This is a genomic window from Pimelobacter sp. 30-1 (genome assembly GCF_018831735.1).
Classification (GTDB): domain Bacteria; phylum Actinomycetota; class Actinomycetes; order Propionibacteriales; family Nocardioidaceae; genus Nocardioides.
This window is the reverse complement of sequence record NZ_NHTS01000001.1, coordinates 24,458-46,847: the sequence shown is the minus strand read 5'-3', so window position 1 is coordinate 46,847 and position 22,390 is coordinate 24,458. Positions and strand designations below refer to the sequence as shown.

General features: G+C 71.3%; 23 protein-coding genes and 1 tRNA gene. 17 read left to right on the top strand and 7 right to left on the bottom strand.

The genetic code is table 11. The features are described from left to right. Positions 1–84: 84 nt before the first annotated feature. The 5 genes from CCO04_RS00235 (at position 85) to CCO04_RS00215 (ending at position 4,682) form a co-directional block, all read left to right on the top strand. Positions 85–1,086, top strand: a complete 1,002-nt coding sequence (locus CCO04_RS00235; protein ID WP_215812090.1) for an ABC transporter substrate-binding protein — start codon at positions 85–87, stop codon at positions 1,084–1,086. After that, the gene (locus tag CCO04_RS00230; protein ID WP_215812089.1) at positions 1,083–1,889 is read left to right on the top strand and encodes an ABC transporter ATP-binding protein; all 807 of its coding nucleotides are present in this window, start codon (positions 1,083–1,085) and stop codon (positions 1,887–1,889) included. Before CCO04_RS00235 ends, CCO04_RS00230 begins: the two co-directional genes overlap by 4 nt. Then, positions 1,876–2,760 (top strand): ABC transporter permease, encoded by an 885-nt coding sequence (locus CCO04_RS00225; protein WP_215812088.1) that lies wholly within the window; start codon positions 1,876–1,878, stop codon positions 2,758–2,760. Before CCO04_RS00230 ends, CCO04_RS00225 begins: the two co-directional genes overlap by 14 nt. Before the next feature lie 90 nt (positions 2,761–2,850). After that, a complete protein-coding gene (locus CCO04_RS00220; protein ID WP_215812087.1) occupies positions 2,851–3,405 on the top strand; it encodes an HD domain-containing protein in 555 nt (184 codons plus the stop codon). A gap of 107 nt (positions 3,406–3,512) precedes the next feature. Next, positions 3,513–4,682: a mandelate racemase/muconate lactonizing enzyme family protein gene (locus tag CCO04_RS00215; protein WP_215812086.1), complete on the top strand. Its 1,170-nt coding sequence runs from the start codon at positions 3,513–3,515 to the stop codon at positions 4,680–4,682. A 53-nt stretch (positions 4,683–4,735) separates the two neighbouring features. On the opposite strand, the gene CCO04_RS00210 is transcribed toward CCO04_RS00215, so the two are convergent. Continuing rightward, positions 4,736–4,819: transfer RNA gene (locus CCO04_RS00210), tRNA-Leu, on the bottom strand. 180 nt (positions 4,820–4,999) lie between these two features. Here CCO04_RS00210 and CCO04_RS00205 point away from each other — a divergent pair. The 7 genes from CCO04_RS00205 to pknB are packed head-to-tail and all read left to right on the top strand — an operon-like array spanning position 5,000 to position 14,182. Continuing rightward, a complete protein-coding gene (locus CCO04_RS00205; protein WP_215812085.1) occupies positions 5,000–5,749 on the top strand; it encodes a DUF3662 and FHA domain-containing protein in 750 nt (249 codons plus the stop codon). Continuing rightward, positions 5,742–6,206 carry an FHA domain-containing protein gene (locus CCO04_RS00200; protein ID WP_215812084.1) on the top strand — a complete coding sequence of 155 codons (465 nt, stop codon included), beginning with the start codon at positions 5,742–5,744 and terminating at the stop codon, positions 6,204–6,206. Before CCO04_RS00205 ends, CCO04_RS00200 begins: the two co-directional genes overlap by 8 nt. Positions 6,207–6,209: 3 nt before the next feature. Next, positions 6,210–7,745 carry a PP2C family serine/threonine-protein phosphatase gene (locus tag CCO04_RS00195; RefSeq protein WP_215812083.1) on the top strand — a complete coding sequence of 512 codons (1,536 nt, stop codon included), beginning with the start codon at positions 6,210–6,212 and terminating at the stop codon, positions 7,743–7,745. 17 nt (positions 7,746–7,762) lie between these two features. After that, positions 7,763–9,127 carry an FtsW/RodA/SpoVE family cell cycle protein gene (locus CCO04_RS00190; RefSeq protein WP_215812866.1) on the top strand — a complete coding sequence of 455 codons (1,365 nt, stop codon included), beginning with the start codon at positions 7,763–7,765 and terminating at the stop codon, positions 9,125–9,127. Further along, a complete protein-coding gene (locus CCO04_RS00185) occupies positions 9,124–10,653 on the top strand; it encodes a penicillin-binding protein 2 (protein ID WP_215812082.1) in 1,530 nt (509 codons plus the stop codon). The genes CCO04_RS00190 and CCO04_RS00185 overlap by 4 nt, the downstream gene beginning before the upstream one ends. Then, a complete protein-coding gene (locus CCO04_RS00180) occupies positions 10,650–12,179 on the top strand; it encodes a serine/threonine-protein kinase (protein WP_215812081.1) in 1,530 nt (509 codons plus the stop codon). Before CCO04_RS00185 ends, CCO04_RS00180 begins: the two co-directional genes overlap by 4 nt. After that, positions 12,176–14,182, top strand: a complete 2,007-nt coding sequence (pknB, locus tag CCO04_RS00175) for a Stk1 family PASTA domain-containing Ser/Thr kinase (protein ID WP_215812080.1) — start codon at positions 12,176–12,178, stop codon at positions 14,180–14,182. The genes CCO04_RS00180 and pknB overlap by 4 nt, the downstream gene beginning before the upstream one ends. Here pknB and CCO04_RS00170 read toward each other — a convergent pair. Next, a complete protein-coding gene (locus CCO04_RS00170) occupies positions 14,112–14,918 on the bottom strand; it encodes a DUF881 domain-containing protein (RefSeq protein ID WP_215812079.1) in 807 nt (268 codons plus the stop codon). The genes pknB and CCO04_RS00170 overlap by 71 nt on opposite strands. A gap of 80 nt (positions 14,919–14,998) precedes the next feature. Between CCO04_RS00170 and CCO04_RS00165 the strand changes: the two genes are divergently transcribed. Continuing rightward, entirely contained in the window at positions 14,999–15,505 is a 507-nt protein-coding gene (locus tag CCO04_RS00165; protein ID WP_257753017.1) for a cell division protein CrgA, read from the top strand. 316 nt (positions 15,506–15,821) lie between these two features. Here the strand turns inward: CCO04_RS00165 and CCO04_RS00160 are convergent, their stop codons facing one another. Further along, positions 15,822–16,724 (bottom strand): rhomboid family intramembrane serine protease, encoded by a 903-nt coding sequence (locus tag CCO04_RS00160; protein WP_215812078.1) that lies wholly within the window; start codon positions 16,722–16,724, stop codon positions 15,822–15,824. A gap of 19 nt (positions 16,725–16,743) precedes the next feature. Further along, on the bottom strand, positions 16,744–17,253 hold the full coding sequence (locus CCO04_RS00155) for a peptidylprolyl isomerase (protein WP_215812077.1): 510 nt from the start codon (positions 17,251–17,253) through the stop codon (positions 16,744–16,746). Positions 17,254–17,359: 106 nt separating this feature from the next. Between CCO04_RS00155 and CCO04_RS00150 the strand changes: the two genes are divergently transcribed. Continuing rightward, entirely contained in the window at positions 17,360–17,740 is a 381-nt protein-coding gene (locus CCO04_RS00150; RefSeq protein WP_215812076.1) for a hypothetical protein, read from the top strand. Positions 17,741–17,769: 29 nt separating this feature from the next. On the opposite strand, the gene CCO04_RS00145 is transcribed toward CCO04_RS00150, so the two are convergent. After that, the gene (locus CCO04_RS00145; protein ID WP_215812075.1) at positions 17,770–18,105 is read right to left on the bottom strand and encodes a DUF3817 domain-containing protein; all 336 of its coding nucleotides are present in this window, start codon (positions 18,103–18,105) and stop codon (positions 17,770–17,772) included. Further along, positions 18,102–18,896 carry an SURF1 family protein gene (locus CCO04_RS00140; protein ID WP_215812074.1) on the bottom strand — a complete coding sequence of 265 codons (795 nt, stop codon included), beginning with the start codon at positions 18,894–18,896 and terminating at the stop codon, positions 18,102–18,104. Before CCO04_RS00140 ends, CCO04_RS00145 begins: the two co-directional genes overlap by 4 nt. Before the next feature lie 338 nt (positions 18,897–19,234). Here CCO04_RS00140 and CCO04_RS00135 point away from each other — a divergent pair, with 338 nt between their 5' ends. The 3 genes from CCO04_RS00135 to CCO04_RS00125 are packed head-to-tail and all read left to right on the top strand — an operon-like array spanning position 19,235 to position 21,455. Beyond that, on the top strand, positions 19,235–19,957 hold the full coding sequence (locus CCO04_RS00135; protein ID WP_215812073.1) for a FadR/GntR family transcriptional regulator: 723 nt from the start codon (positions 19,235–19,237) through the stop codon (positions 19,955–19,957). Beyond that, positions 19,954–20,649 carry a sterol desaturase family protein gene (locus CCO04_RS00130; protein ID WP_308281090.1) on the top strand — a complete coding sequence of 232 codons (696 nt, stop codon included), beginning with the start codon at positions 19,954–19,956 and terminating at the stop codon, positions 20,647–20,649. The genes CCO04_RS00135 and CCO04_RS00130 overlap by 4 nt, the downstream gene beginning before the upstream one ends. An 11-nt stretch (positions 20,650–20,660) precedes the next feature. Further along, positions 20,661–21,455, top strand: coding sequence for an MBL fold metallo-hydrolase (locus CCO04_RS00125; RefSeq protein WP_215812072.1), 795 nt, complete (start codon positions 20,661–20,663; stop codon positions 21,453–21,455). On the opposite strand, the gene CCO04_RS00120 is transcribed toward CCO04_RS00125, so the two are convergent. Beyond that, the gene (locus CCO04_RS00120; protein WP_215812071.1) at positions 21,436–22,380 is read right to left on the bottom strand and encodes a hypothetical protein; all 945 of its coding nucleotides are present in this window, start codon (positions 22,378–22,380) and stop codon (positions 21,436–21,438) included. The two genes, CCO04_RS00125 and CCO04_RS00120, sit on opposite strands and share 20 nt — an antisense overlap. Positions 22,381–22,390: the final 10 nt, after the last annotated feature.

The window sequence follows — 22,390 nt, the reverse complement described above, 5'->3', positions numbered from 1 at the left end:
ACCGTTGTTCTCGGATTGACCATCAGCGCGTGTGGTTCGGACTCGAACACCGCCGACAAGTCGGCCCGCCAGCCGGTGGAAGGCGTGGCCGACATCGCGGGCTACGCCCCCGACGACGAGGCATGTCAGCGGAACAAGGATGCCGGGAAGATCACCTACATCTCGTCCTACAGCTACGCCGCCAGCGGCTCGATCATGGACGTCTTCATGGCGCGAGACCTGGGCTACTACGACGCCCTGTGCCTCGACGTCGAGATGAACACCGCCGGTGCCTCGGGCCAGCAGCTGGTCAACGCCAACAAGGCCCAGTTCACCTCCGTGGGGTCGGCACCGAGCGTCCTGGACACCGTGGCGAACGCCGACAACATCACCGCGGTGGCGACCTACGGCACCACCGACCCCCACTGCATCCTGGCCAACAAGAGCATCAAGACCCTCAAGGACCTGGAGGGCAAGCGACTCGGCTACTTCACCCAGGTCGCCCCGGTCGCCCGGGCACAGCTCGCCAAGGCCGGCGTCGACCTGGACAAGGTGAAGTTCACCAAGATCACCAACTACGACCCGACCATCGTCACCCGGGGCACGATCGACGCCGAGATCGCCTACGCGTCGAGCCAGTGCGCCAGCCTCAAGGAGCAGGGCATCGAGTTCAGCGAGTTCCTGCCGGCCGACGCAGGCGTCGAGAGCACCTACAGCGTGATGGAGGTGAACTCGACCTTCCTGAAGGAGCACCGGGAGACCGCCGCCGACTTCATGCGGGCCACGCTGAAGGCGCTCCAGTACTGCCTGGACAACGAGGACAAGTGCGTGGAGCACGTGACCGAGCTGGCCCAGGAGGACAACCAGGGCGACTCGTTCCCGCTGGACCAGCAGAAGCGGACCTGGGCCGTGGAGTCGCAGTGGATCCGGGACAGCACGGTCAAGCCGCTGGGTGCCCACACCCGCGAGGAGTGGGAGGCGGCCGCTGCGCTGACCCTGGAGTTCAGCGACGTCAAGGAGATCCCGGATCTGGACACCGTGGTCGACTTCGACCTGGTCACGGACTTGTACGACGCCGACGACGTGCTGATCTGGCCGGGCGAATGAACGCGGCGCTGACCACCACGGGTGCCGAGGTCCTGGCACGAGGAGTCACCAAGAGGTTCGGCGTCCGGGGCCAACCGGTCACGGTTCTCGATGACGTCGATCTGCGGATCGCCCCGGGCGAGTTCGTCTCGGTGATCGGCCCCAGCGGCTGCGGGAAGTCCACCCTGCTGCGCATCATCGCCGGCCTCCTGGACGCCGACGAGGGCTCGGTCGCGATCAACGGCGAGACAGTTCCCCAGGCGATCCGCCACAAGACGATGGGACTGGTGCCGCAGACCCCGGCCCTGCTGCCGTGGCGCTCGGTGCGCGACAACGTCCTGTTGCCCACCCAGGTGAACACCGCTGCCAACGCGGGCCGCAACCTGTTGGACGTCGACGAGCTGCTCACCTCCTTCGGCTTGGGCAACGACCTGCGCAAGTACCCGCGGCAGCTGTCCGGTGGCATGCAGCAGCGCGTCGCGATCGCACGCGCCTTCGTGTTCGACCCGCCCGTCCTGCTCATGGACGAGCCGTTCTCGGCCCTGGACGAGATAACGCGGGACCAGCAACGCCTGGGGCTCCTGGACTTCTGGCAGTCCAACCGCCGGTCGGTCATGTTCATCACGCACTCGGTTCCCGAGGCGATCCTGCTCTCGGACCGCGTGGTGCTGATGGCCGCTCGACCGGGACGAATCGCCGAGATCACCGAGATCGACCTGCCCCGACCCCGGGACGAATCGGTGTTCCTGAGTCCGCAATTCCGTGAGTACGAGATCCGCATCCGCGAGGGGCTGAGGAGGGTGATGAAGAATGCCGAGCACTGAGAACGTGTCCAGCGCGATCGTGGAGCTGGAGCAGACGCGTCGACCACGTGCCGAGAAGGCCGCCGGAAAGTCCGTGAGGAGTGCGGCGCCCAAGTCTTCCGCCCTGGCGCGGTGGCGTTTCGGTCTCTGGGTTCCGCCCCTGGTCACCTTTGTGCTGCTGGGGATCTCGTGGGAGTACGTGGCCCACTCGAACCCCTTCGTCATCCCGCCCCTGGGCAATGTCGTCGAGAGCATCACCAACGACCCGAGCGCCTACTGGAACAATCTCCTGGTCACCCTGAAAGAGGTGGCTGTTGGAGGCGGGGCCGCGATCGTCCTGGGTTATCTGCTGGCCGTTCTGATGTGCGAGTTCAAGATCCTGGAACGCGCTCTCATGCCGGTCGTGATGGTCATCATGGTGACCCCGGTCATCGCGATCGCTCCGGCCCTGGTGGTGGCCTTCGGATTCGGGATGCTGCCCAAGTACATCGTCACCATCATCGTGGCGATCTTCCCGATCCTGATCAACTCGCTGGCCGGGCTCAGGGCGGTGGACCCGGGCACGCTGGACGTGCTCCGGGTGGTCGACGCGAGCAGGTGGGAGATCTTCTGGAGGCTCCGGTTCCCGGGGAGCATGCCCTACTTCTTCGCCGGGCTGAGGATCGCCATCCCCTTCGCCATCATCGGGGCCGCGGTCGCCGAGTTCGTGGCTGCCGGAGAGGCGGCCGGCTTGGGAGCCATGGTCTCCATCGCCGCATCCCAGGCGAACCTCGAGGTGACCTGGGCCGGGATCTCGATGTTCTGCGTGCTCGGACTGCTCTTCGTCGCCGCGTTGACGCTCCTGCGCCGTCGGATCCTGTGGTGGGACAACCACGGCCGCGCCCCCAAGTAGTGCCAGAGCCGGCCCGAGGCCCGCGCACACGGGCGGCCGGCAGTGACGTTCAAGAGTCCACACATGAGTGAGAGAAGAAAGGTGTTCGTTGTGAACGACGGAGTCAAGTTCACCAGCATGATCGAGTCCACGAAGGAGGACTGGGACCTCATCACGCCGGGCTGGGCGACCGAGCAGAGCAAGGTGCCCGAGCACGCCCTGCAGATGTTGCGGACCCTGGGGGACGCCAAGGGCGAGTTCCCGATCACCCGGCTCGAGCACTCCCTGCAGACGGCCACCCGCGCCGAGGCAGACGGTCGGGACGAGGAGTACATCCTCTGCGCCTTGCTGCACGACATCGGGGACGTGATGGCTCCGGCCAACCACCCCGACATCGCCGCGGCGATCCTGAAGCCGTTCGTCTCCGAGGCGAACCACTGGATGGTCGCCAACCACGACGTCTTCCAGGGGTACTACTTCTGGCACCACCTCGGGTGGGACCGCAACACCCGGGAGAAGTTCCGTGGCTCCGAGTACTTCGAGTACACCGAGGAGTTCTGCTTCAAGTACGACCAGGCCGCGTTCGACCCGGACTACACGAGTGCCCCGCTGGAGCACTTCGAGCCGCTGGTGCACAAGATCCTGTCCCGCAGGAACTCGTTCTGACCGGCGGGGGCGGGGCCGGCTCGAGCCGGCCCCGCCCCCGCTTGCCGCGCCCCGGCCCGGTGTCGCCGGGGAGCTCGTTCATCACGATCCGGAGTGGAGGAGGAGAGATGTCGCTGCCTGCGTTCAGGGTCGAGGACCTGCGTGTGTACGACTTCGAGTTCGACGGGTTGCCCCACGCCATGGTGCGGGTGCGACTCGACCAGGGGGTGACGGGATTCGGCGAGGCGAGCGACGGATACGGGTTCGCCCATCCCGGCCTGCTGCGCACGATCGTCCAGGACGTGCTGGCTCCGCTGCTGGGACGACCGGGCCTGGTCTCGGTGCCCCAGGTCGCCGGTCTCCTGAAGTCGGAGCTACGGCGCCGCCCCGGCCTCGCCGGCCCGGTCGGCCACGCCGTGAGCGCGGTCGAGATGGCCCTGTGGGACGCGGTGGGTCGCCGGGACGGGCGCAGCGTGCGCAGCATGCTGGGCGGCCACCGGGAGCGGCTCGGGGTCTACGCCTCCAGCCACTTCCTCTTCCAGGGCGATGCCGACTGGCACGTGCACCACCTCGAGCCCTGGCTGGCGCGCGGGGTGAGCGCGGTCAAGCTCCGGCTGGGGCTGGACTGGCGTACGGACCTGGCGACCCTGGCTCAGGTGCGCGAGCGACTGGGGCCGGCGGTCGACGTCTTCGTGGACGGCACCGAGCACTACAGCCTGGACACGGCCCTGCGGGTCAGCCGAGCCCTGGCCGACCTGGGGGTCTCGATGTTCGAGGAGCCCATCCCCCAGGAGCGGCACCTGGGCGTGCAACGGCTGGTGGACCAGTCCGCGGTGGCGATCGGGTACGGCGAGCACTTCGGCATGGCGGGGGACTACGACCGCGCCGTCAGGGACGGGCGTGCCGACGTCCTCCAGCCGGACCCGGCCACCTCCGGAGGGCTGCTCGAGATGGTGCGGATCGGGGAGATCGCCGAGCGGGCCGGCGTCCCGGTGATGCCGCACTCGGCCGCCGGTCCGGTCGCCTTCGCCGCGAACCTGCACGCCTCCAGTGCCCTCACGACGCTCCGCCTGGTCGAGTTCCCCTACTCGATGGCGGCGCCGTGGCACGAGATCCTCGACACGAACCCCTTCACCCTCGAGCACCTGGAAGCAGGTGCGTTCGCGGTGCCGACGGGGCCGGGACTGGGCATCGAGGTGGACGAGGCCGCACTGGCCGGACGCTCCACCCGGGTCGTCGACATCGAGGTGCCGGCCAGCACGGCTGCCTGGACCGACTGGTCCCAGGGCAACGTCTGACCTGCGCTGAAAACGCACGAAGCCCCAGGTGATCACCTGGGGCTTCGTTCACGTGCGCGAGGGGGGAGTTGAACCCCCACGTCCTTTCGGACACACGGACCTGAACCGTGCGCGTCTGCCTATTCCGCCACTCGCGCGTGAAGCCCCGCAAGGTTAGCCCAGTCCGGCCGCCGCACCCAAAACCAGGCCGCACCGACCCCCACCTGCCGACGGTGAGAGGGTGAAGGTCCCGGGGGGACGGGGGCGTCACCGATACGATCGACAGACCCGTCGACGGCGGGACCGTCGAGCGAGCCGTGCGAGAGGAGGGCAGGGACGTGGGGGGTTTGCAGCGCTTCGAGCAGAAGCTCGAGCAGGCGATCTCGGGCGTGTTCGCGCGTACGTTCCGTAGTGCCGTCCAGCCGGTGGAGATCGCGGCGGCCCTCCAGAGGGAGCTGGACAACAAGGCGCAGGTGCTGTCGCGGCAGCGGCGGTTGGTGCCGAACAGCTTCATCGTCGAGCTCTCCGGGGGGGACCTGGAGCGGTTGGCGCCGTACGACTCGACGCTGGCCGGTGAGCTGGGAGAACAGCTGACCGAGCACGCGGAGCTGCAGTCGTACGTCTTCCCCGGGCCGATCCGGATCGGGTTCGAGTCCGCGGACGACCTGGGGACCGGGCGGTTCCGGGTGCGGAGCCAGGCGGAGGCGGCGGTGACGGGGCACTCCCGGCGCGCCGGGGGGCAGCGGACCCGGGCGGTCCTCGAGGTCAACGGCACGCAGCACCCGCTGCAGGCGCCGGGCCTGGTGGTCGGCCGGGGGAGCGAGGCGGACCTCCGGATCAACGATCCCGGGGTGAGCCGGCGGCATGCGGAGTTCCTGATCACGATGGAGCAGGCGGCCGGAGTGGCGCCGGGCGAGGGTCCGGTGCACGTCGAGGTCCATGACATGGGCTCGACCAACGGCATCCGGGTCGATGGGCAGAAGGTCGCGCGGGCGACGCTGCGGGACGGGTCGCGGGTGCAGATCGGGCACACGTCGCTGGTCCTGCGGTTGCTCCAGGAGGCGGACCGAGAGGTGGACGTTGTCTGAGCTGACCCTGTTCCTGGTCAGGATCGCGTATCTGGCGATCCTGTGGATCTTCGTGCTCTCGGCCATCTCGGTGATCCGCTCCGACATGTTCGGGGCGCGGGTCCCGGCGCCGGCCGCGCCCGGCAAGCAGCCGAAGCCGCCCAAGACCTCCTCGCCGCGCCGTGGGCAGCCCACGCACGTCGCCGTCGTCCAGGGCGTCAACACCGGCATCACGGCCGACCTGGCGCAGGCGCCGATCCTGATCGGGCGCGGGAACGACGCCGCGATCCGCCTGGACGACGACTACGTCTCCACGCGGCACGCGCGGATCGTGTCCTCCGGCGGCCAGTGGTACGTCGAGGACCTCGGCTCCACCAACGGCACCTATCTCGGCAGCCAGCGGCTCACCCAGCCGGTCCCGGTGGGCCTGGGCTCGCAGATCCGGATCGGGAAGACCATCGTGGAGCTGAGGAAGTAGGGCATGTCCGAACCCGGCAACGAGGCCTCCCCCGACGCGCTGGCCCCGGACGAGACGTCCGGCGCTGCACCCGAGACGCCTCCCGAGGCCCCGCCCGAGACCGTCGACGTCCCCACGCCGGCGGCCCGGCCGCTGCTCCAGCTCCGCTTCTCCGCGGTCTCCGACGTGGGCCGGGTCCGCAAGGACAACCAGGACTCCGGGTACGCCGGCCCCTGGCTGCTCGCCGTGTGCGACGGTGTCGGCGGCGCGGCCCGCGGTGACATCGCCTCCAGTACGGCGGTCGGCGAGCTCCGCCAGCTCGACGAGCCGCCCGGCTCGGCCGACGTCCTCGACCGGGTCAACGACGGCATCCACGAGGCCCACAACGCCATCGGCGCCCAGGTCGACCACGACCCCGCCCTCAACGGCACCAGTACGACGGCCACGGTCGCCCTCTTCGACGGCAACCGCCTGGCGATCGGCCACGTCGGCGACTCCCGCGCCTACCTCCTGCGCGACGGCGAGCTCTCCCAGCTCACCAACGACCACACCTTCGTCCAGAGCCTCATCGACGAGGGCCGGATCACCGAGGCCGAGGCCCGGGTCCACCCCCACCGCAACCTCATCCTCAAGGCCCTCGACGGCCTGCACGAGGTCGAGCCCGACCTGTTCGCGCTCGAGGTCGTCGCCGGCGACCGCCTGTTCCTGTGCAGCGACGGCGCGTGCGGCGTCCTCGAGGACGACCGGATCACCGAGCTGCTCTCCGACGGCTCCCCCGAGTTCACCGCGATCGAGCTGGTCCGGGCCAGCCTCGACGCCGGCAGCTCCGACAACGTCACCTGCGTCGTCGCCGATGTCGTCGACCCGGCCGCCACCGCGGCGGAGTCCCCCGCCGACCTGCCCGCTCCCCAGGAGCCGCTGGTCGTCGGTGCGGCCGCCGACCTGGGGCGGCGCCGGCCGCGCGCGCTGTTCCGCGGGCACCGCTCCGGTGACACTGGTGAGCTCGAGCCGGTCACCGCCGAGATCCCCGAGGGCATCGACCGGGCGATCCCGGCCGACCCGCCGCTCGACAGCGAGGCGCTGCGCTACGCGCCCCAGCCGCCGCCCCGCTTCGTGTGGGCCCGCCGGCTGCTGGCGGCGGCCGTGGTGATCGGTCTCGGCTGGATCGCCGTCGGTACGGCGTACTGGTGGAGCCAGCAGCAGTACTACATCGGCGAGGACGACGGCCACGTCGTCATCTACCGCGGCCTCAACGTGCCCGGCCTGTCGAGCGTCTACCGGGTCTCCGACCTCGAGATCGAGCAGCTCCGCGACTCCACCCAGGAGCAGATCCGCGGCGGCGACATGATCTTCGACAGCTTCGAGCGCGCCCGCGACGAGGTCACCCGGATCGGCCAGAACGCCCGCCAGAGCGACCCGGCCACCGACCCGAGCACCGACCCGAGCGCGCCCACGACGACGTCGACCACCGCGCCCCCCGCCTCGGAGGCACCGACCGCGCCGTCGACCCAGGGCGGCGCCGCCGACCTGACCAGCGTCGCCCCCGGTGGCGGTTCGTGAGCGCCAACTCCGCCCTGATGGGTTTCGTGCACCGCCGCCGGCGGGGTGCGGAGCTCTTCTTGCTGATCCTGGCGCTCATCGTCGGGATCGGCGCCTACGCCGCGGTCGGCCTCGGCGTCGACGGCGAGGTCCCCACCAACCTCCTCGGGTACGGCGGCTGGCTGGCCATCCTCGTGGTCGGCGCCCACATCGCGGTCCGCCTCGTCGCGCCGTACGCCGACCCCGTGCTGCTCCCCGTGGTCGCGGCCCTCAACGGCCTCGGCCTCGCCGTCATCCACCGGATCGACCTGGCCCGCGACACCAGCCTGGCCAGCCAGCAGCTGACCTGGATGACGCTCGGCGTCGCCCTCTTCATCGGCACGCTCATCGCGCTGCCCGACCACCGCCTGCTCGCGCGGTTCACCTACACCTCGGGCCTGGCCGCCATCGTGCTGCTGATCCTGCCGATGATCCCGGGCCTGGGCACCTCCATCAACGGCGCCAAGATCTGGATCTCCCTGGGGCCCTTCAGCTTCCAGCCCGGCGAGGTCGCCAAGCTGCTGCTGGTCATCACGTTCGCCGGCTACCTCGTGGTCCACCGCGACGCGCTCGCGCTCGCCGGACGCCGGGTCGTCTTCGTCGACCTGCCCCGCGGCCGCGACCTCGGCCCGATCCTGATGATGTGGGTGGTCAGCCTCGGCATCCTCGTGCTCCAGCGCGACCTGGGCTCGAGCCTGCTGTTCTTCGGCCTCTTCCTGATCATGCTTTACGTCGCCACCGAGCGACCGGGCTGGCTGGTGGTCGGCGGGCTGCTCTTCTTCGGCGGCGCGACGGTCGCCTTCCGGATCTTCGCCCACGTGCAGAACCGGGTCGACATCTGGCTCGACCCGTTCGCGGACCCCAACGGCAACGGCTACCAGCTCGTCCAGGCGCTCTACGGCTTCGCCTGGGGCGGCCTGATGGGCCGCGGCCTCGGCGAGGGCATGCCCCAGCGGGTGCCCTACGTCGAGTCGGACTTCATTCTCGCCGCCATCGGTGAGGAGCTCGGTCTCACCGCGGTGATCGCGATCCTGCTGCTCTACGGCCTCGTCGTCGAGCGTGCGCTGCGCGCCGCGCTGATCTCGCGCGACGGCTTCGGCAAGCTCGTCGCGACCGGCCTGGCCGCGGTCGTCGCGCTGCAGGTCTTCGTCGTCATCGGCGGCGTGACCCGGCTGATCCCGCTGACCGGTCTGACCACACCCTTCCTGTCGTACGGCGGCTCCTCGCTCGTCGCCAACTGGGTGATCGTGGCGATCCTGCTCCGCATCTCCGACCAGGCCCGGCGGCCGCTGCCCGACCTGACCGCCGATGCCGACGACCCCGACGTGGAGGCCACCCAGGTGGTCAAGGCGGTGCCGCGATGAACAAGCCGATCCGCACGGTCTCGATCTTCTGCATGTTCCTCTTCCTCGCGCTGATGGCGAACGTGACCTACGTGCAGTTCTGGAAGGCCGAGGACTACAACACCGACCCGCGCAACGCCCGGGTCGCCGAGGCGTCGTTCAGCCGCGAGCGCGGCCAGATCCTGGTCGGCGACGAGCCGGTCGCGACCAGCCGGCCCTCCGACGACCGCTACAAGTACCTGCGCGTCTACCCGGCCTCGGGCGCCCGGATGTTCGCGCCGATCACCGGCTACCTCCAGCTCGGCAGCCAGACCGGCATCGAGCGCAGCCAGAACGCCGTGCTCACCGGCGAGGACCCCCAGCTGTTCGTGACCCGGCTCGTCGACCTGCTCAAGGGCGACCAGACCCAGGGCGGCAATGTCGTGCTGACGCTCAACGCGGCAGCCCAGAAGGCCGCCTTCGAGGGACTGCGCGACACCCTCGGCCCGCGCGGCGAGGGCTCGGTCGTGGCGATCCAGCCCAAGACCGGGCGGGTGCTGGCGATGGCGTCCTACCCGTCGTACGACCCCAACGAGCTGGCCACCCACGACTTCAAGAGCGCGGCCTCGGCCTACGAGCGCCTCGACAAGGACCCGCGCGACCCGCTGGTCAACCGGGCCATCCAGACCCGGCTGTTCCCGGGCTCGACGTTCAAGCTCGTCACCGCCGCGGCGGCGATCGAGAGCGGCAAGTACCACGGCGACGACCAGGTCCCGGCCGGGGCGACGTACCAGGCGCCGGGGACCACGCGCACCATCGGCAACGACGGCCGCAGCCAGTGCAACCCGAGCAAGATCTCGTTCGCGACGGCGCTCGACTGGTCGTGCAACACGACCTTCGCGCACCTGGCCGTCGAGGTCGGGCCCGAGAAGATGCGCGAGCAGTCCGAGAAGTTCGGCTTCAACAGCAACTACCTGCTCGACCTCAAGGGTCAGGCCCAGTCGGTCTACCCGACCGGCGTCCCCCTCAGCGAGAAGGACGGCGGCGGCACCCGCGAGCTCAGCGACGCCGAGACCGCGCAGACCGGCATCGGCCAGTTCGAGGTCCAGTCGACGCCGCTCCAGATGGCCATGGTCACCGCCGCGATCGCCAACCAGGGCACGCTCATGCGGCCCTACCTGGTCGAGCAGGTGCAGACCGCGGGCTTCGACGTGCTGCGCACCACCGAGCCCGACAAGCTCAACGACGCGGTCTCGCCCCAGACCGCCCGTGAGCTGACCGACCTGCTCGTCTCGGTCGTCGACAACGGCACCGCCTCGCCCGCGGCGATCCCCGGCGTCAAGGTCGCCGGCAAAACCGGTACCGCGCAGCGCACCTCCACCCGGTGCTCGGCGGGCGGCAAGCCCCCCTACGCGTGGTTTGTCTCGTACGCCCCGGCGGACAACGCCGAGGTGGCCGTGGCCGTCATGATCGAGGAGGCGCCCGACCGGGCGTGCAACGAGATCGCCGGCGGCCAGCTCGGCGGCCCGATCGCCAAGGCAGTGATGGAAGCGGTGCTCAAGAAGTGAACGACGTCCAGGGCAGCTACGCCGACCAGGCCGGTCGCTACCGGCTCGACTCCCGCATCGCCACCGGCGGTATGGGTGTCGTCTGGCGGGCGACCGACACCCGGCTCAACCGGCCGGTCGCGGTCAAGGTGCTCAAGGCCGAGTACGCCCACGACCCGATGTTCCGCACCCGCTTCGACGGCGAGGCCCGCAGCGCCGCGGCGCTCCACCACCCGGGCATCGCCGGCGTCTACGACTACAGCGCCGGCGACGACGACCACCCGCCGTACCTGGTGATGGAGCTGGTCGACGGCCAGCCGCTCTCGACGCTGCTCGCCGGCGCGCGCAACAGCGGCCGCACGCTCGACGTGGCGGTCGTCCAGGACCTGATGGCCCAGGCCGCCGACGCGCTCGGCGTGGCCCACCGGGCGGGCATCGTGCACCGCGACGTCAAGCCGGCCAACCTGCTCGTCACGCCCGACCGCAAGATCAAGATCACCGACTTCGGCATCGCCCGTGCGGCCGACTCGGTCGCGCTGACCCGGACCGGCTCGGTGATGGGCACGCCCCAGTACCTCAGCCCGGAGCAGGCGCGCGGCAACCCGTCCACGCCCGCCTCCGACGTCTACTCGCTCGGCGTGGTGACCTTCGAGTGCCTGACCGGACGCCGTCCGTTCGAGGCCGAGACGCCTGTCGCCACCGCGCTCGCGCACCTGCAGCAGCCGGTGCCGCAGCTGCCCCCCAACATCCCGGGCCCCCTCGCGGCCGTCGTACGACGAGCGCTGGCCAAGGAGCCCGCCGAGCGGTACGACGACGGCGCGGCCTTCGCGGCCGCCCTGCGCGACCCGTCGGTCGCGGCCGCCACCGGCGCGGCGTCCTCCCCGCTCGGCGACGACGACGGCACCCGGGTGCTCACCGGCGTCGTCCCGCCGGTCCCCGTCCCGGTGCCCACCCCGGGCCCCCGCACGCCCGCCGAGCCGATGCGCCGCCTGGACACACCGGCCGCCTACGCCGGCGACGACCCGGGCGAGGAGCGCCGCAAGTCGCCCTGGCCGATCGCCATCGCGGTGATCCTCCTGGTGGTCGCGGCGGTCGCGATCGCCGCGGTGCTCATCGGCCGCGGTGGTGGCGACGACGACCCCGACGCCGGCACCACGCCGACGACGGAGCAGACCACCGAGGACACCCCGACCGAGCCGACGACGCCGACCGAGCCGACGACGCCGACCGAGCCGACCACGCCGCCGACGACCCAGGACACCTCGGTCTCGGTCGACGAGGACGAGTACACCTGCTTCAAGGACTACCGGGTCGCCGTCGCGGACCTGCGCGCCGAGAAGCTCAAGGTCAGCTGGGAGCAGGACAGCCAGCCCAACGACGGCACCTGCGCCGCCGGCACGGTGTCGCGCTTCTCACGCAGCGGAGACCTCAACCAAGGCGACTCCATCATCGTCTACTACTGGGGCGAGCCGGAGCCGACCGACACCCCCACCGACACACCCACCGACACCAGCAGCCCGCTGACCCTTCCGAGAGGCACGGAATGAGCACTCCCCCGACCGAACCCGGTTCGGGCCGGCCCGTCGTCGGCGGGCGGTACGAGCTCGGCGAGCTGCTGGGCCGCGGCGGCATGGCGGAGGTCCGCAAGGGCACCGACACCCGCCTCGGCCGCGTCGTGGCGGTCAAGCGACTGCGCTCGGACCTGGCCAGCGACCCCACCTTCCAGGCCCGGTTCCGCCGCGAGGCGCAGTCGTCGGCCTCGCTCAACCACCCCGCGATCGTCGCCGTCTACGACACCGGCGAGGAGCGCACGGCGCAGCCCGACGGCAGCACCGAGGTGGTCCCCTACATCGTGATGGAGCACGTCGCCGGCCGGACGCTGCGCGACATCCTGCGCGAGGGGCGCAAGATCCTGCCCGAGCGTGCCCTCGAGATCACCAGTGGTGTGCTCTCGGCGCTCGACTACAGCCACCGCGCGGGGATCATCCACCGCGACATCAAGCCCGGCAACGTGATGCTGACGCCGTCCGGCGACATCAAGGTGATGGACTTCGGCATCGCGCGCGCGATGAGCGACGCCCAGTCCTCGATGACCCAGACCGCGGCCGTGGTCGGCACCGCGCAGTACCTCTCCCCCGAGCAGGCGCGCGGCGAGACCGTCGACTCCCGCTCGGACGTCTACTCCGCCGGCTGCCTGCTCTACGAGCTCCTCACCGGGCGGCCGCCGTTCGTCGGTGACTCGCCGGTGGCCGTGGCCTACCAGCACGTCCGGGAGCCCGCCGTACCGCCGTCGCGGCACGAGGACGACCTCACGCCCGAGATCGACGCGATCGTGATGAAGTCCCTCGCCAAGCGCGTCGAGGACCGCTACCAGTCCGCCGCGCAGATGCGCGCCGACATCGAGCGCTACCTCGCGGGCCGTCCGGTCCAGGCCGTCGCGCCGGAGTCGACCGGCGTCACCGCCGCCGTCCCGCCGACCCCGCCGCCGCCCGCCGGCGGCGAGACCGCCATCCGCCCGCCGCTGCCGCCCGCGCGCGATGACGAGCGGCGCAGCAAGGTCGGCCTGTGGGTGGTCCTCGGCCTGCTCATCGCCGCCATCATCGCCACCGCCTACATCGTGTGGCCCCGGCTCTTCGACGACACCCCGACCGACAAGCGGGTGCCCAACGTCGTACGGATGAGCGAGGAGGACGCGCGCAACGCCATCGGCGAGGCCGGCCTCCAGGTCGGCACGGTCAGCGTCCGCAATGACGACACCATCGAGGCCGGACAGGTCATCGAGCAGGACCCCGCGGGCGATGACTACGTCGCGCCCGACACCAAGATCAACCTCGTCGTCTCGATCGGCCCCGGCCAGTTCGCGCTGCAGTCGGTGGTCAAGATGCCCAAGAAGGAAGCGATCCAGACGCTCCTGGCCCAGGGCATCCTGCGCCGCAACATCACTGAGAAGGAGTGCGACACCGACGACGAGAAGGGCACCGTCGTCGAGCAGGTGCCGCCTGCCAACACGATGATCGAGAAGGACGCGACCGTCGAGCTGTGCATCTCCGACGGGCCCGAGCAGGTGCCGCCGCTGGTCGGTCTCAAGCAGGCCGACGCGGTCCAGAAGATCAAGGACGCCGGCTTCGAGCCGGTCGTGCGCGACGCCTCGGCCGACGACTCCAGCCAGAAGAAGGGCAGGGTCACCGAGCAGGACCCCGCGCCGGGCGAGCCGCTCGACCAGGGCAACCGGGTCTACATCTTCATCTCGACCTACACCGCGCCGCCGACCCCGGTCGACACCGACGGCGACGGGCTGTCCGACGCCGACGAGGCCACCCGCGGCACCGACCCGAACAACCCCGACACCGACGGCGACGGCATCTCCGACGGCGCCGAGGTCCAGGCCGGGACCGACCCGCTCAACCCGCTCGACCCGCCCCCCGTCCCGGGTGGCGGCGGACAGAGCAACGGGCGGGTGCCGGCGCTGCCGCCGACGCCTAGCGGAGCGGCTTCGCGTAGTGCAGGTCGACGACGCCGTCGTACGCCGGCGCCTCGACCCGCTCCTTGAAGTCCAGCGACCAGCCGATCCCGATCTCCGGGTTCTCGGAGTCGGTGCGGTAGCCGGCGACGATGTGGTCGGTGGCGACGCTCGAGTAGAGCTCGGACGGGTCGCCGACCGCCTCGATGACGTAGGGCTGCGGGTAGGGCACGCCCTGGAGCTGGACCGCATTGCCCTCGCACTTGATGCCGGTCGTGGAGATGACCCGCTGACCGGCGATGGTCACCGCGCTCGCGCCGCCGTTCCACAGCGCGTTGACCAGCGCCTGGATGTCCTGCTGGTGGACGACGAAGCGGTTGAGGTTGACCCGCTTGTCGGGCTCGGCCTGCTTGTTGCGCTCGACCGCGTCGTCGACGAGGTCCTCGGGCGCGTCGGACAGCGTGATCCGCAGACCCGGGCCGGCGTGCGGGGCCATCCCCGCGGGATCGCGCAGCTGGGCGATCTCGCCGCGGGCCTCGTCGACGCTCTTGTCCTTGACGCCGGCGCTGAGCCGCTCGACCTCGTCGGAGAGCTTGTTGAACCGGTCCTCGACCGTCCGGTAGTTCGCGGCCTCGCCCTCGACCAGCCCCGCGAGGTCGGTGTAGCGGCCCGGACGCAGGTCGGTTCCCTCGCTGTTGGTGGCCGAGACGGCCAGGAGGCTGCCGCTCAGCAGGGCCACGACAGGCGTGCCGATCCGCCACCCCAGGGACCGGCGCCCGGACCCGGTTCGGCGGCCCGTCGTACCTCCGGCGTGGCTACCCGTCATACTGACAGTGTCCACCACTGGTCGAGCGCGCGCCCGCAGGGGCGAGCGAGCGGCCACCGAGTCTCACCGAGGAGCCCCCTGTGGCCAAGCCGACCCGCCTGTCGAAGCGCAAGGAGCGCGAGGTCTTCGGCGACCCCGACCGCGGCCCGGTGATGAGCCTGCGGTTCGCCATCGCCCTGCTGCTGATCCTCGGTGGTATCGCCTGGATCCTGTACTACTACTTCGGCATCCGGCCCACCGACGGCTTCGGCAGCATCAACGCCAAGGGCAAGCCCAACCCGGCCGGCGGCCCGTCGTTCCTCCAGGACCTCGAGGGCAAGAACTACCTGATCGGGTTCCTGCTGTTCTTCGCCGGCCTGATCTTCTCGGCGCACCCCAAGACCCCGCTGGGCCGCGGCCGCGGCGTCGTGGTCGGCATGCTCGGCTGCTTCCTCATCGGCCTGCTGTGGATCTGCGTCTTCTACATCTTCCTCACCGGCAACGACCCGGCCGACATCCCGATCATGACCGACCTCGGACAGAAGAACCTGTTCGTCGGCATCGGCTTCATGGCCGTGGGCTTCGCCTTCGCCACCCGCTGGGAGTAGGCCCCGCGCCCACCCACCCGCACGTCGTACGCCGCGCCGGTCGCCCGCCAGGGCACCGGCGCGGCGCTCGTTTTCCCCCAGGTTTCTCCACAGCTGGGGAGAACTACACCCCTGTCATTCATCCACATCGGTGGAGAAACCTGGGGATAGCCGCCGCCCACCCGACGAAGTAGCAGGGTTCGACCGGCGAAGGAGCGAGGTTCGCCCCTCGAGGTGGCAGGTTCCGGCGGGCTGAGGGCGCACGAAACCCACACCTCGACCCAGCAACCACCTGACTTCGGCCCAGCAACCGCCCGACTTCGGCGGCGGGGGTGGGTCAGACCCGGAGCGCGACCCCGGCCAGGACGACGGCCGCCAGCGCCGCGAGCCCCGCGGTCTGGATCAAGGTGCGGTGCTCACCGCGGGGCGCGAAGGCGAGGATCGCAGCGGCGAGCCCGCCGCCGATGAACCCACCGAGGTGGCCCTGCCAGGAGATCCCGGGCAGGACGCTGATGATGACCGCCAAGATGATGGTGGTGCGGAAGATCGAGAGGTCCGCGCCCGACCTCCAGCCGGCGACGAGGATCGCGGCCAGGAGGCCGAAGATCGCCCCGGAGGCTCCTACGGTGATGGTGAGCTCGTCGGCGAGCCAGTAGACGGCGAGGGCACTCGACGCACTGGACACCAGGTAGAGAACGACCAGGCGACCCCGGCCGACGAGCCGCTCCACGATGGGACCGAGCTGCCACAGCGCGATCATGTTCATCGCGATGTGCCACGGCTGGACGTGAACGAAGGAGCCGGTGACGAGCTGCCACCAGGCGCCGTCCTGGAGTCCGGGGATCCAGGTCGCCTGGATCCCGGCATCGCAGATCTGCTGGCTGGTGCGGAAGACCGACTCGCCGTCCTGGCACCGACCCACGAAATGAACCGACAGCCAGGTCATCAGGGGGCTGCGGCTGCCTCCGGTGGCCGTGATCGCCACCCAGACGGCGACGTTGATCGCGATGAGCACCGCGGAGGTGACGCCGGGGTTGTACGAGATCGCGCCGCCGTACGCCGTCTTGGCCTGGCGTACCGAGCGCTGGCCCTCAGCGACGCAGTCAGGGCACTGGAAGCCCACGGAGGCGTCGCGCATGCAGTCCGGACAGATCGGACGCTCGCAGCGCTGGCAGCGGATGTAGGTCTCGCGGTCGGAGTGCCGGTAGCAGGTCGGCACTCCGACCGGAGGGGTGCTCATCGTGAGATCGCGGAGGTGTTCAGCCGACGAGCTCGACGGACTCGATGACGACCGGCTCGACGGGGCGGTCCATCGCGCCGGTCGGGACGGCGGCGATCGCGTCGACGACGTCGCGGCCAGCCTGGTCGGCGACCTCACCGAAGATGGTGTGCTTGAAGTTGAGCCAGGTGGTCGCGCCGACGGTGATGAAGAACTGCGAGCCGTTGGTGCCCGGGCCGGCGTTGGCCATGGCGAGCAGGTAGGGCTTGTCGAAGACGAGCTCGGGGTGCGGCTCGTCCTTGAACTGGTAGCCCGGGCCGCCGGTGCCGGTGCCGAGGGGGCAGCCGCCCTGGATCATGAAGCCCGGAATGACCCGGTGGAAGGTCAGGCCGTCGTAGAACGGACCGGTCGCGCCGTTGCCGGCGTCGTACGCCTTGTCGCCGCTGGCGAGGCCGGTGAAGTTCGCGACCGTCTCCGGTGCGTGGTTCGGGAACAGGTTGAGCGTGATGTCGCCCTTGTTGGTCTTGAGGACGGCCTGCTGCGCTGCCATGGAAGTGCCTCGTCTCCGGCTGATCGGGGTGAGTGGTGCATCGGTGATGCGGACGCCCTCGATCCTACTGACCTCGTGTCCTGGCCCCGTCCCGTGCCATGGTGGGATGGACGAACGGCCCGACCGGGTCGCCCCACTGGTCGAAGGAGAGCTCGGGATGAAGAAGCTGAAGAAGCTGGTGGTGCTCGGCGCGCTGGGTGCGCTCGTCGCCACCATCGCCAAGAAGCTGCAGGCCGGCGGGGCCGACGACGCGTCGCTGTGGCAGTCCGCCCCCGAGCCCGCCGGTACGACGCCGCCGCCCCCGGCACCGTCCGTCCCGACCCCTCCGCCCGCGCCGACGCCCCCGCCGGTCCCCGAGCCGCCGGCGCCCCCAACCCCGCCGGCTCCTCCGGCCGTGGAGCCCCAGGCGGTCGACAACGCGCCGGAGCCGGCCGCGACGCCGGACCCGCTGACCGACCCGCTCCCGGAGGAGCCGCAGCAGGGCTGAGGCTCTGAGACCCGCGCCCGGAGAGCTGACTAGCTGCGGGCGAGCTCCGGGTGGTCCTCGCGCAGGCGGACGGCCACCCGGTGCTCGACCCAGAAGATGAGTCCCGGGATCAGCCCGGCGATGAGCATGAGCAGCAGCTGGGGGATGCTCCAGCGCGCCTTCTGGCTCAGCAGGAACGCCACGACGACGTAGACGATGTAGATCCAGCCGTGCACCAGCCAGATCGGCGTCAGGTCGTCGCCGAGCTGCTGCAGGGTGGAGCCGTCCTCGAGCAGGTACTTCAGCAGCGAGCCGAGGGTGCCGACGACGAGCAGCACGCCGACCACGAGCGCCAGCGCGCGGTAGACGTTGAAGAGCTTGGTCACGGCTTCGAGGGTACGGCGTCGTCCCCGGCGTCCTCGGCGTCGGCCTCCTCGAGGTCCGGCTCGGCCGTGGCGTCGCGCACATAGCGGAACCAGATGAAGGCCGCGAAGGCGGCGAAGACCCACCACTCGATCGCGTAGAGGATGTTGCGCAGCGCGGTGAACCGGCTCGCCTCGGGGAGCTGGTCGAGGGTCGCGTGGTCGACCCCGGCGGCGGCGTCGGCCGGCAGCGGGACCTCGGCGACGACGTAGGCGCCGTAGAGGTCCTGGTCGACGCGCTGGACCAGGTCGGCGATCCGCAGCTCGGGCAGGACGTCGTCGTTCGGGTCGTCGTCGACCTTGCCGGTGCCCTCGGGGGGCTGGAGCCAGCCGAGGACGTCGACCTCACCGGTCGGCGGGGCCGGCAGGGAGGCCGGGTCGGTGCCGTCGGGGACCCACCCCCGCACCACCGGTACGGCGGGCGCGGTCGCGTCGCCGACGGTCAGCGGGGTGACCAGCCAGGAGCCGGAGCGCCCGTCGTCGCTGGGCCGGTCGGCGACGAGCACCGTGCCGGCGGGCAGGAAGGTCCCACGGACCTCGACCGGGCGGCCCAGGCCGGCGGTCGGGAACGGGTCGTCGGAGCCGATCACCTCGGTGATCGGGACGGGCTCGGACTTGGTCAGGTCGACCCGCTCGGCCGCGCGCCGGGTCTGCCAGGCGTCGTACTGCCACAGGCCCATGCCGACCGCGATGCTGACGCAGAGGAGTCCGAGCAGGTGGGCACCCCACAACCGCACGCTCCACCACCGCACCACACCAGCAGCCTACGAGGCGGCTCCTGGGCGTCGCGGCGCGGGGCGGAGGGTGTGGTTCAGCGCACGCGCGGGGCCGTCGCCGGAAGAACTCGCGGCGCAACCGTCAGGTTCGCAGCCGCTGGTGCGTCTCCCCGGTACCGGGCGAGGCCAGTCCCTCTGCATCTCTCGTCCGGGGCGGGCCGCCGGGGGGCGGTCCCCACCCTTCGTCGCCGGGCTGCTCGGTCCCCACGGCTCCAGCTCGGCGGCGGAGGTCACGCTGAGATCCCCGCGGTTTGGTCCCAAACCGCATACAGGTAAGACCACTTGACCACCGGACCAGTCCGGTCTACGGTCCCTGCATGGCCCTGCGTCCCGTCACCCGCCGCACCCTGTCCGACGAGGTCTTCGACCAGCTGCTCGACAGCGTGGTCGACGGCGAGCTCACCGTCGGCGAGTCCCTGCCCAGCGAACGCCGCCTCGCCGAGGTGCTCGGCGTCTCCCGGCCCGCGGTGCGCGAGGCGCTCCAGCGGATCGCGCAGACCGGGGTGGTCGAGGTGCGCCAGGGCGGGGCGACCCTGGTCCGCGACTACCGCCGGGCCGCGGGCCTCGACCTGCTGCCCCGGCTCCTGGTGCGCGGCGGGCGGCTCGACGCGGCGATCGCCCGGAGCGTGATCGAGGCCCGGGCCGAGGTCGGGCCCGGGATCGCGGCGCTCGCCGCCACCCGCGGCGGGCCGGTGCTGGCCACCGAGCTCGACGAGCTCCTCACCCGGATGGGTACGACGACCGACCCGGTCACCTGGCAGCTCGGCGCCCTCGACTTCTGGGACCTGCTCGTCGACGGCGCCGACTCGATCGTCTTCCGGCTCATGTTCAACAGCCTGCGCACGGCGTACGAGCCGGCGCTGCCCGCGCTCGGGACGCTCCTCGCCGAGGAGGTCGGCCAGGTCGAGCCCTACCGCCTGCTCGCCGCCGCGATCCGGGCGGGCGACGCGGCGACCGCGCGCGCCGCGGCCACCCGGGTGCTCACCCCGACCGCCGAGGCGCTGCTGTCGGCGTTCGCCGCGGTGGAGGCGGACCAGTGAGCCCGCGCGAGGTCGAGGCCTTCGCCGAGCAGCAGGTCGCGAGCGACGCCCGTCGTACGAACCTCACGATGGGTCAGGTGCTGCGCGAGTTCTGGCGGCACCCGAGCCCCTACCTGCTCACCGCGGCCCTCGGCGCCGCGATTACCGGCCGGGTCCTCGCCGGCCCCGGCAGCTGGTGGGAGCTGGCGATCCCGGTCGGCCTGGTCGCGATCCTGCCGGTCGTGGAGTGGGTGGTCCACGTGGGCATCCTGCACTGGCGTCCCCGCCGGGTCGCCGGGGTGCGCATCGACCCCCTCCTCGCCCGCAAGCACCGCGCCCACCACGCCGACCCGCGTGCCCTCCCGCTGGTCTTCATCCCCTGGCAGGTCCAGCTCTACCTGGCGCCGACCTGGGCCGCCGTCGCCTGGTTGGTCACGCCGACGACGAGCTCGATGTTCACGCTGCTGGTGGCGGTCTATGCGATCAAGTCCGGCTACGAGTGGACCCACTACCTGCTCCACAGCGACTACCGGCCGCGCTCGGAGCGCTACCGCACGATCTGGCGCAACCACCGGCTGCACCACTACAAGAGCGAGCACTACTGGTTCACCGTCACCTCCGCCGGTACGGCGGACCGGCTGTTCGGCACCGCCCCCGACCCGAGCACCGTGCCGACCTCGCCGACCGCCCGCAACCTGCACGGATCCGTGTGAGGATGCACGGCGTGCGGATCCACCACCTCAACTGCGCGACCATGCGCCCGGCCCTCGGCCCGGCGATGGTCGCCCACGTGCTGCTCCTGGAGCGTCCGGACGGTCTCGCCCTGGTCGACACCGGCTTCGGCACCGACGACCTGGCCCAGCGCCGGCGGCTCGGCCTGCCCTTCCTGACCACCGTCCGGCCCGTCCTCGACCCGGCCGAGACCGCGCTGGCGCAGGTCAAGGCGCGCGGCTTCGCGGCGTCCGACGTCACCGACATCGTGCTCACCCACCTCGACCTCGACCACGCCGGCGGGATCGGCGACTTCCCGCAGGCGCGCGTGCACGTGCACGCGCGCGAGCACGCCGCCGCGATGGCGCCGAGCGCCCGGGAGAAGGCACGCTACGTCTCCGGCCAGTGGGCGCACGGTCCGCGCTGGACGCCGCACACCGAGGGCAACGACGCGTGGTTCGGCTTCCCATCGGTCACCGCACTCGACGATGACGTCCTGATCATCCCGCTGCCCGGGCACACCCGCGGGCACGCCGGGGTCGCCGTACGACGCGACGACGGGACCTGGCTGCTCCACGCCGGCGACGCCTTCTTCCACGGCGGTCAGCTCGACGTACCGCCGCGCTGTCCCGCGTCGCTCACCGCCTTCCAGCGGCTGATGGCGGTCGACAACCGGCGCCGGCTCGACAACCTCGCCCGGCTCCAGGAGCTCGCCCGGAGTCGCTCCGGCGAGGTCACCATCGTCTGCGCCCACGACCAGGCTCAGTACGACGCCCTGCGCACGGGGATCAGTCCGGGCACACCGTGAACGGCAGGTGGTGGGTCCGGGTCAACCGGGCCGCCGCCGCCGGGTCCGCGAGCACGTAGCCCAGCCGGCCGCTCGCCGGGTCGGCCACGCCGCGGCTCATCACGAGCCCGAAGTCCGGGTCGGTCGGCGGCATCACGTCGGCCAGCCGGGCGCGCTCGAAGGCGTCGGAGCGCTCCGCGCCGAGCCGCGCGGTGACCAGGTCGGTGCCGAGCGCGACGGAGTAGGCGTTCAGCGGGTCCAGGCTGTCGAGTGCGGCTGCAGGCGCGGCGGCCAGCTGGGCCTGCATGCCCGCACCGAAGACGGTGTCGAACGGGTCGCACCCCCGCTGCAGGTACGTCGCCACGGCCTCGCCGCCGCTCAGCGCGACCAGGTCCGGCTCGGCCGCCCACGACTGCGCCGCCTCGGGCGGCGCCACCGAGGTGACCAGCCGCCGGTCGACGTCGACCACCGCGCCGCGCAGCGGGCCGGCACCAGCCTCCACCGCACGCCGTACGGCGGCCATCGCGATGTCGTCGCGGAACGCCAGCACCCAGCCGTCCGCGCCGCCACCGGAGTAGGTCGCCTCCCAGGCGACATCGTCCTGGCCGAAGCCGAAGCGGTCGCGCAGCTGGGCCTCGGCCGGGCGGAGCAGGCCGGTCGACAGGCTGGCCGTGCGCGGCACCTGGCGCCAGAATCGCTCCCGCTCGGGAGCCGGGCTCGCGCCCTTGAGCGTGGCGAAGCCGAGGACCAGGCGGAGCTGGTCGAAGTCGGTGACCGCGAGGGTGGTCGCGGCGGTGGGCACGAGGGCCAGCACGGCGGCGGACGGCTCCTGCGATCCGTCGTACTCGCTGACCACGGCCTGGGGCTCGGGAGAGCGCTGGTAGACGGGCTTCGGGTCGCTGCTGCAGGCGGCCAGGAGGACCACCCCCGCAAGCGCCGTCCCCATCCGGATGCCC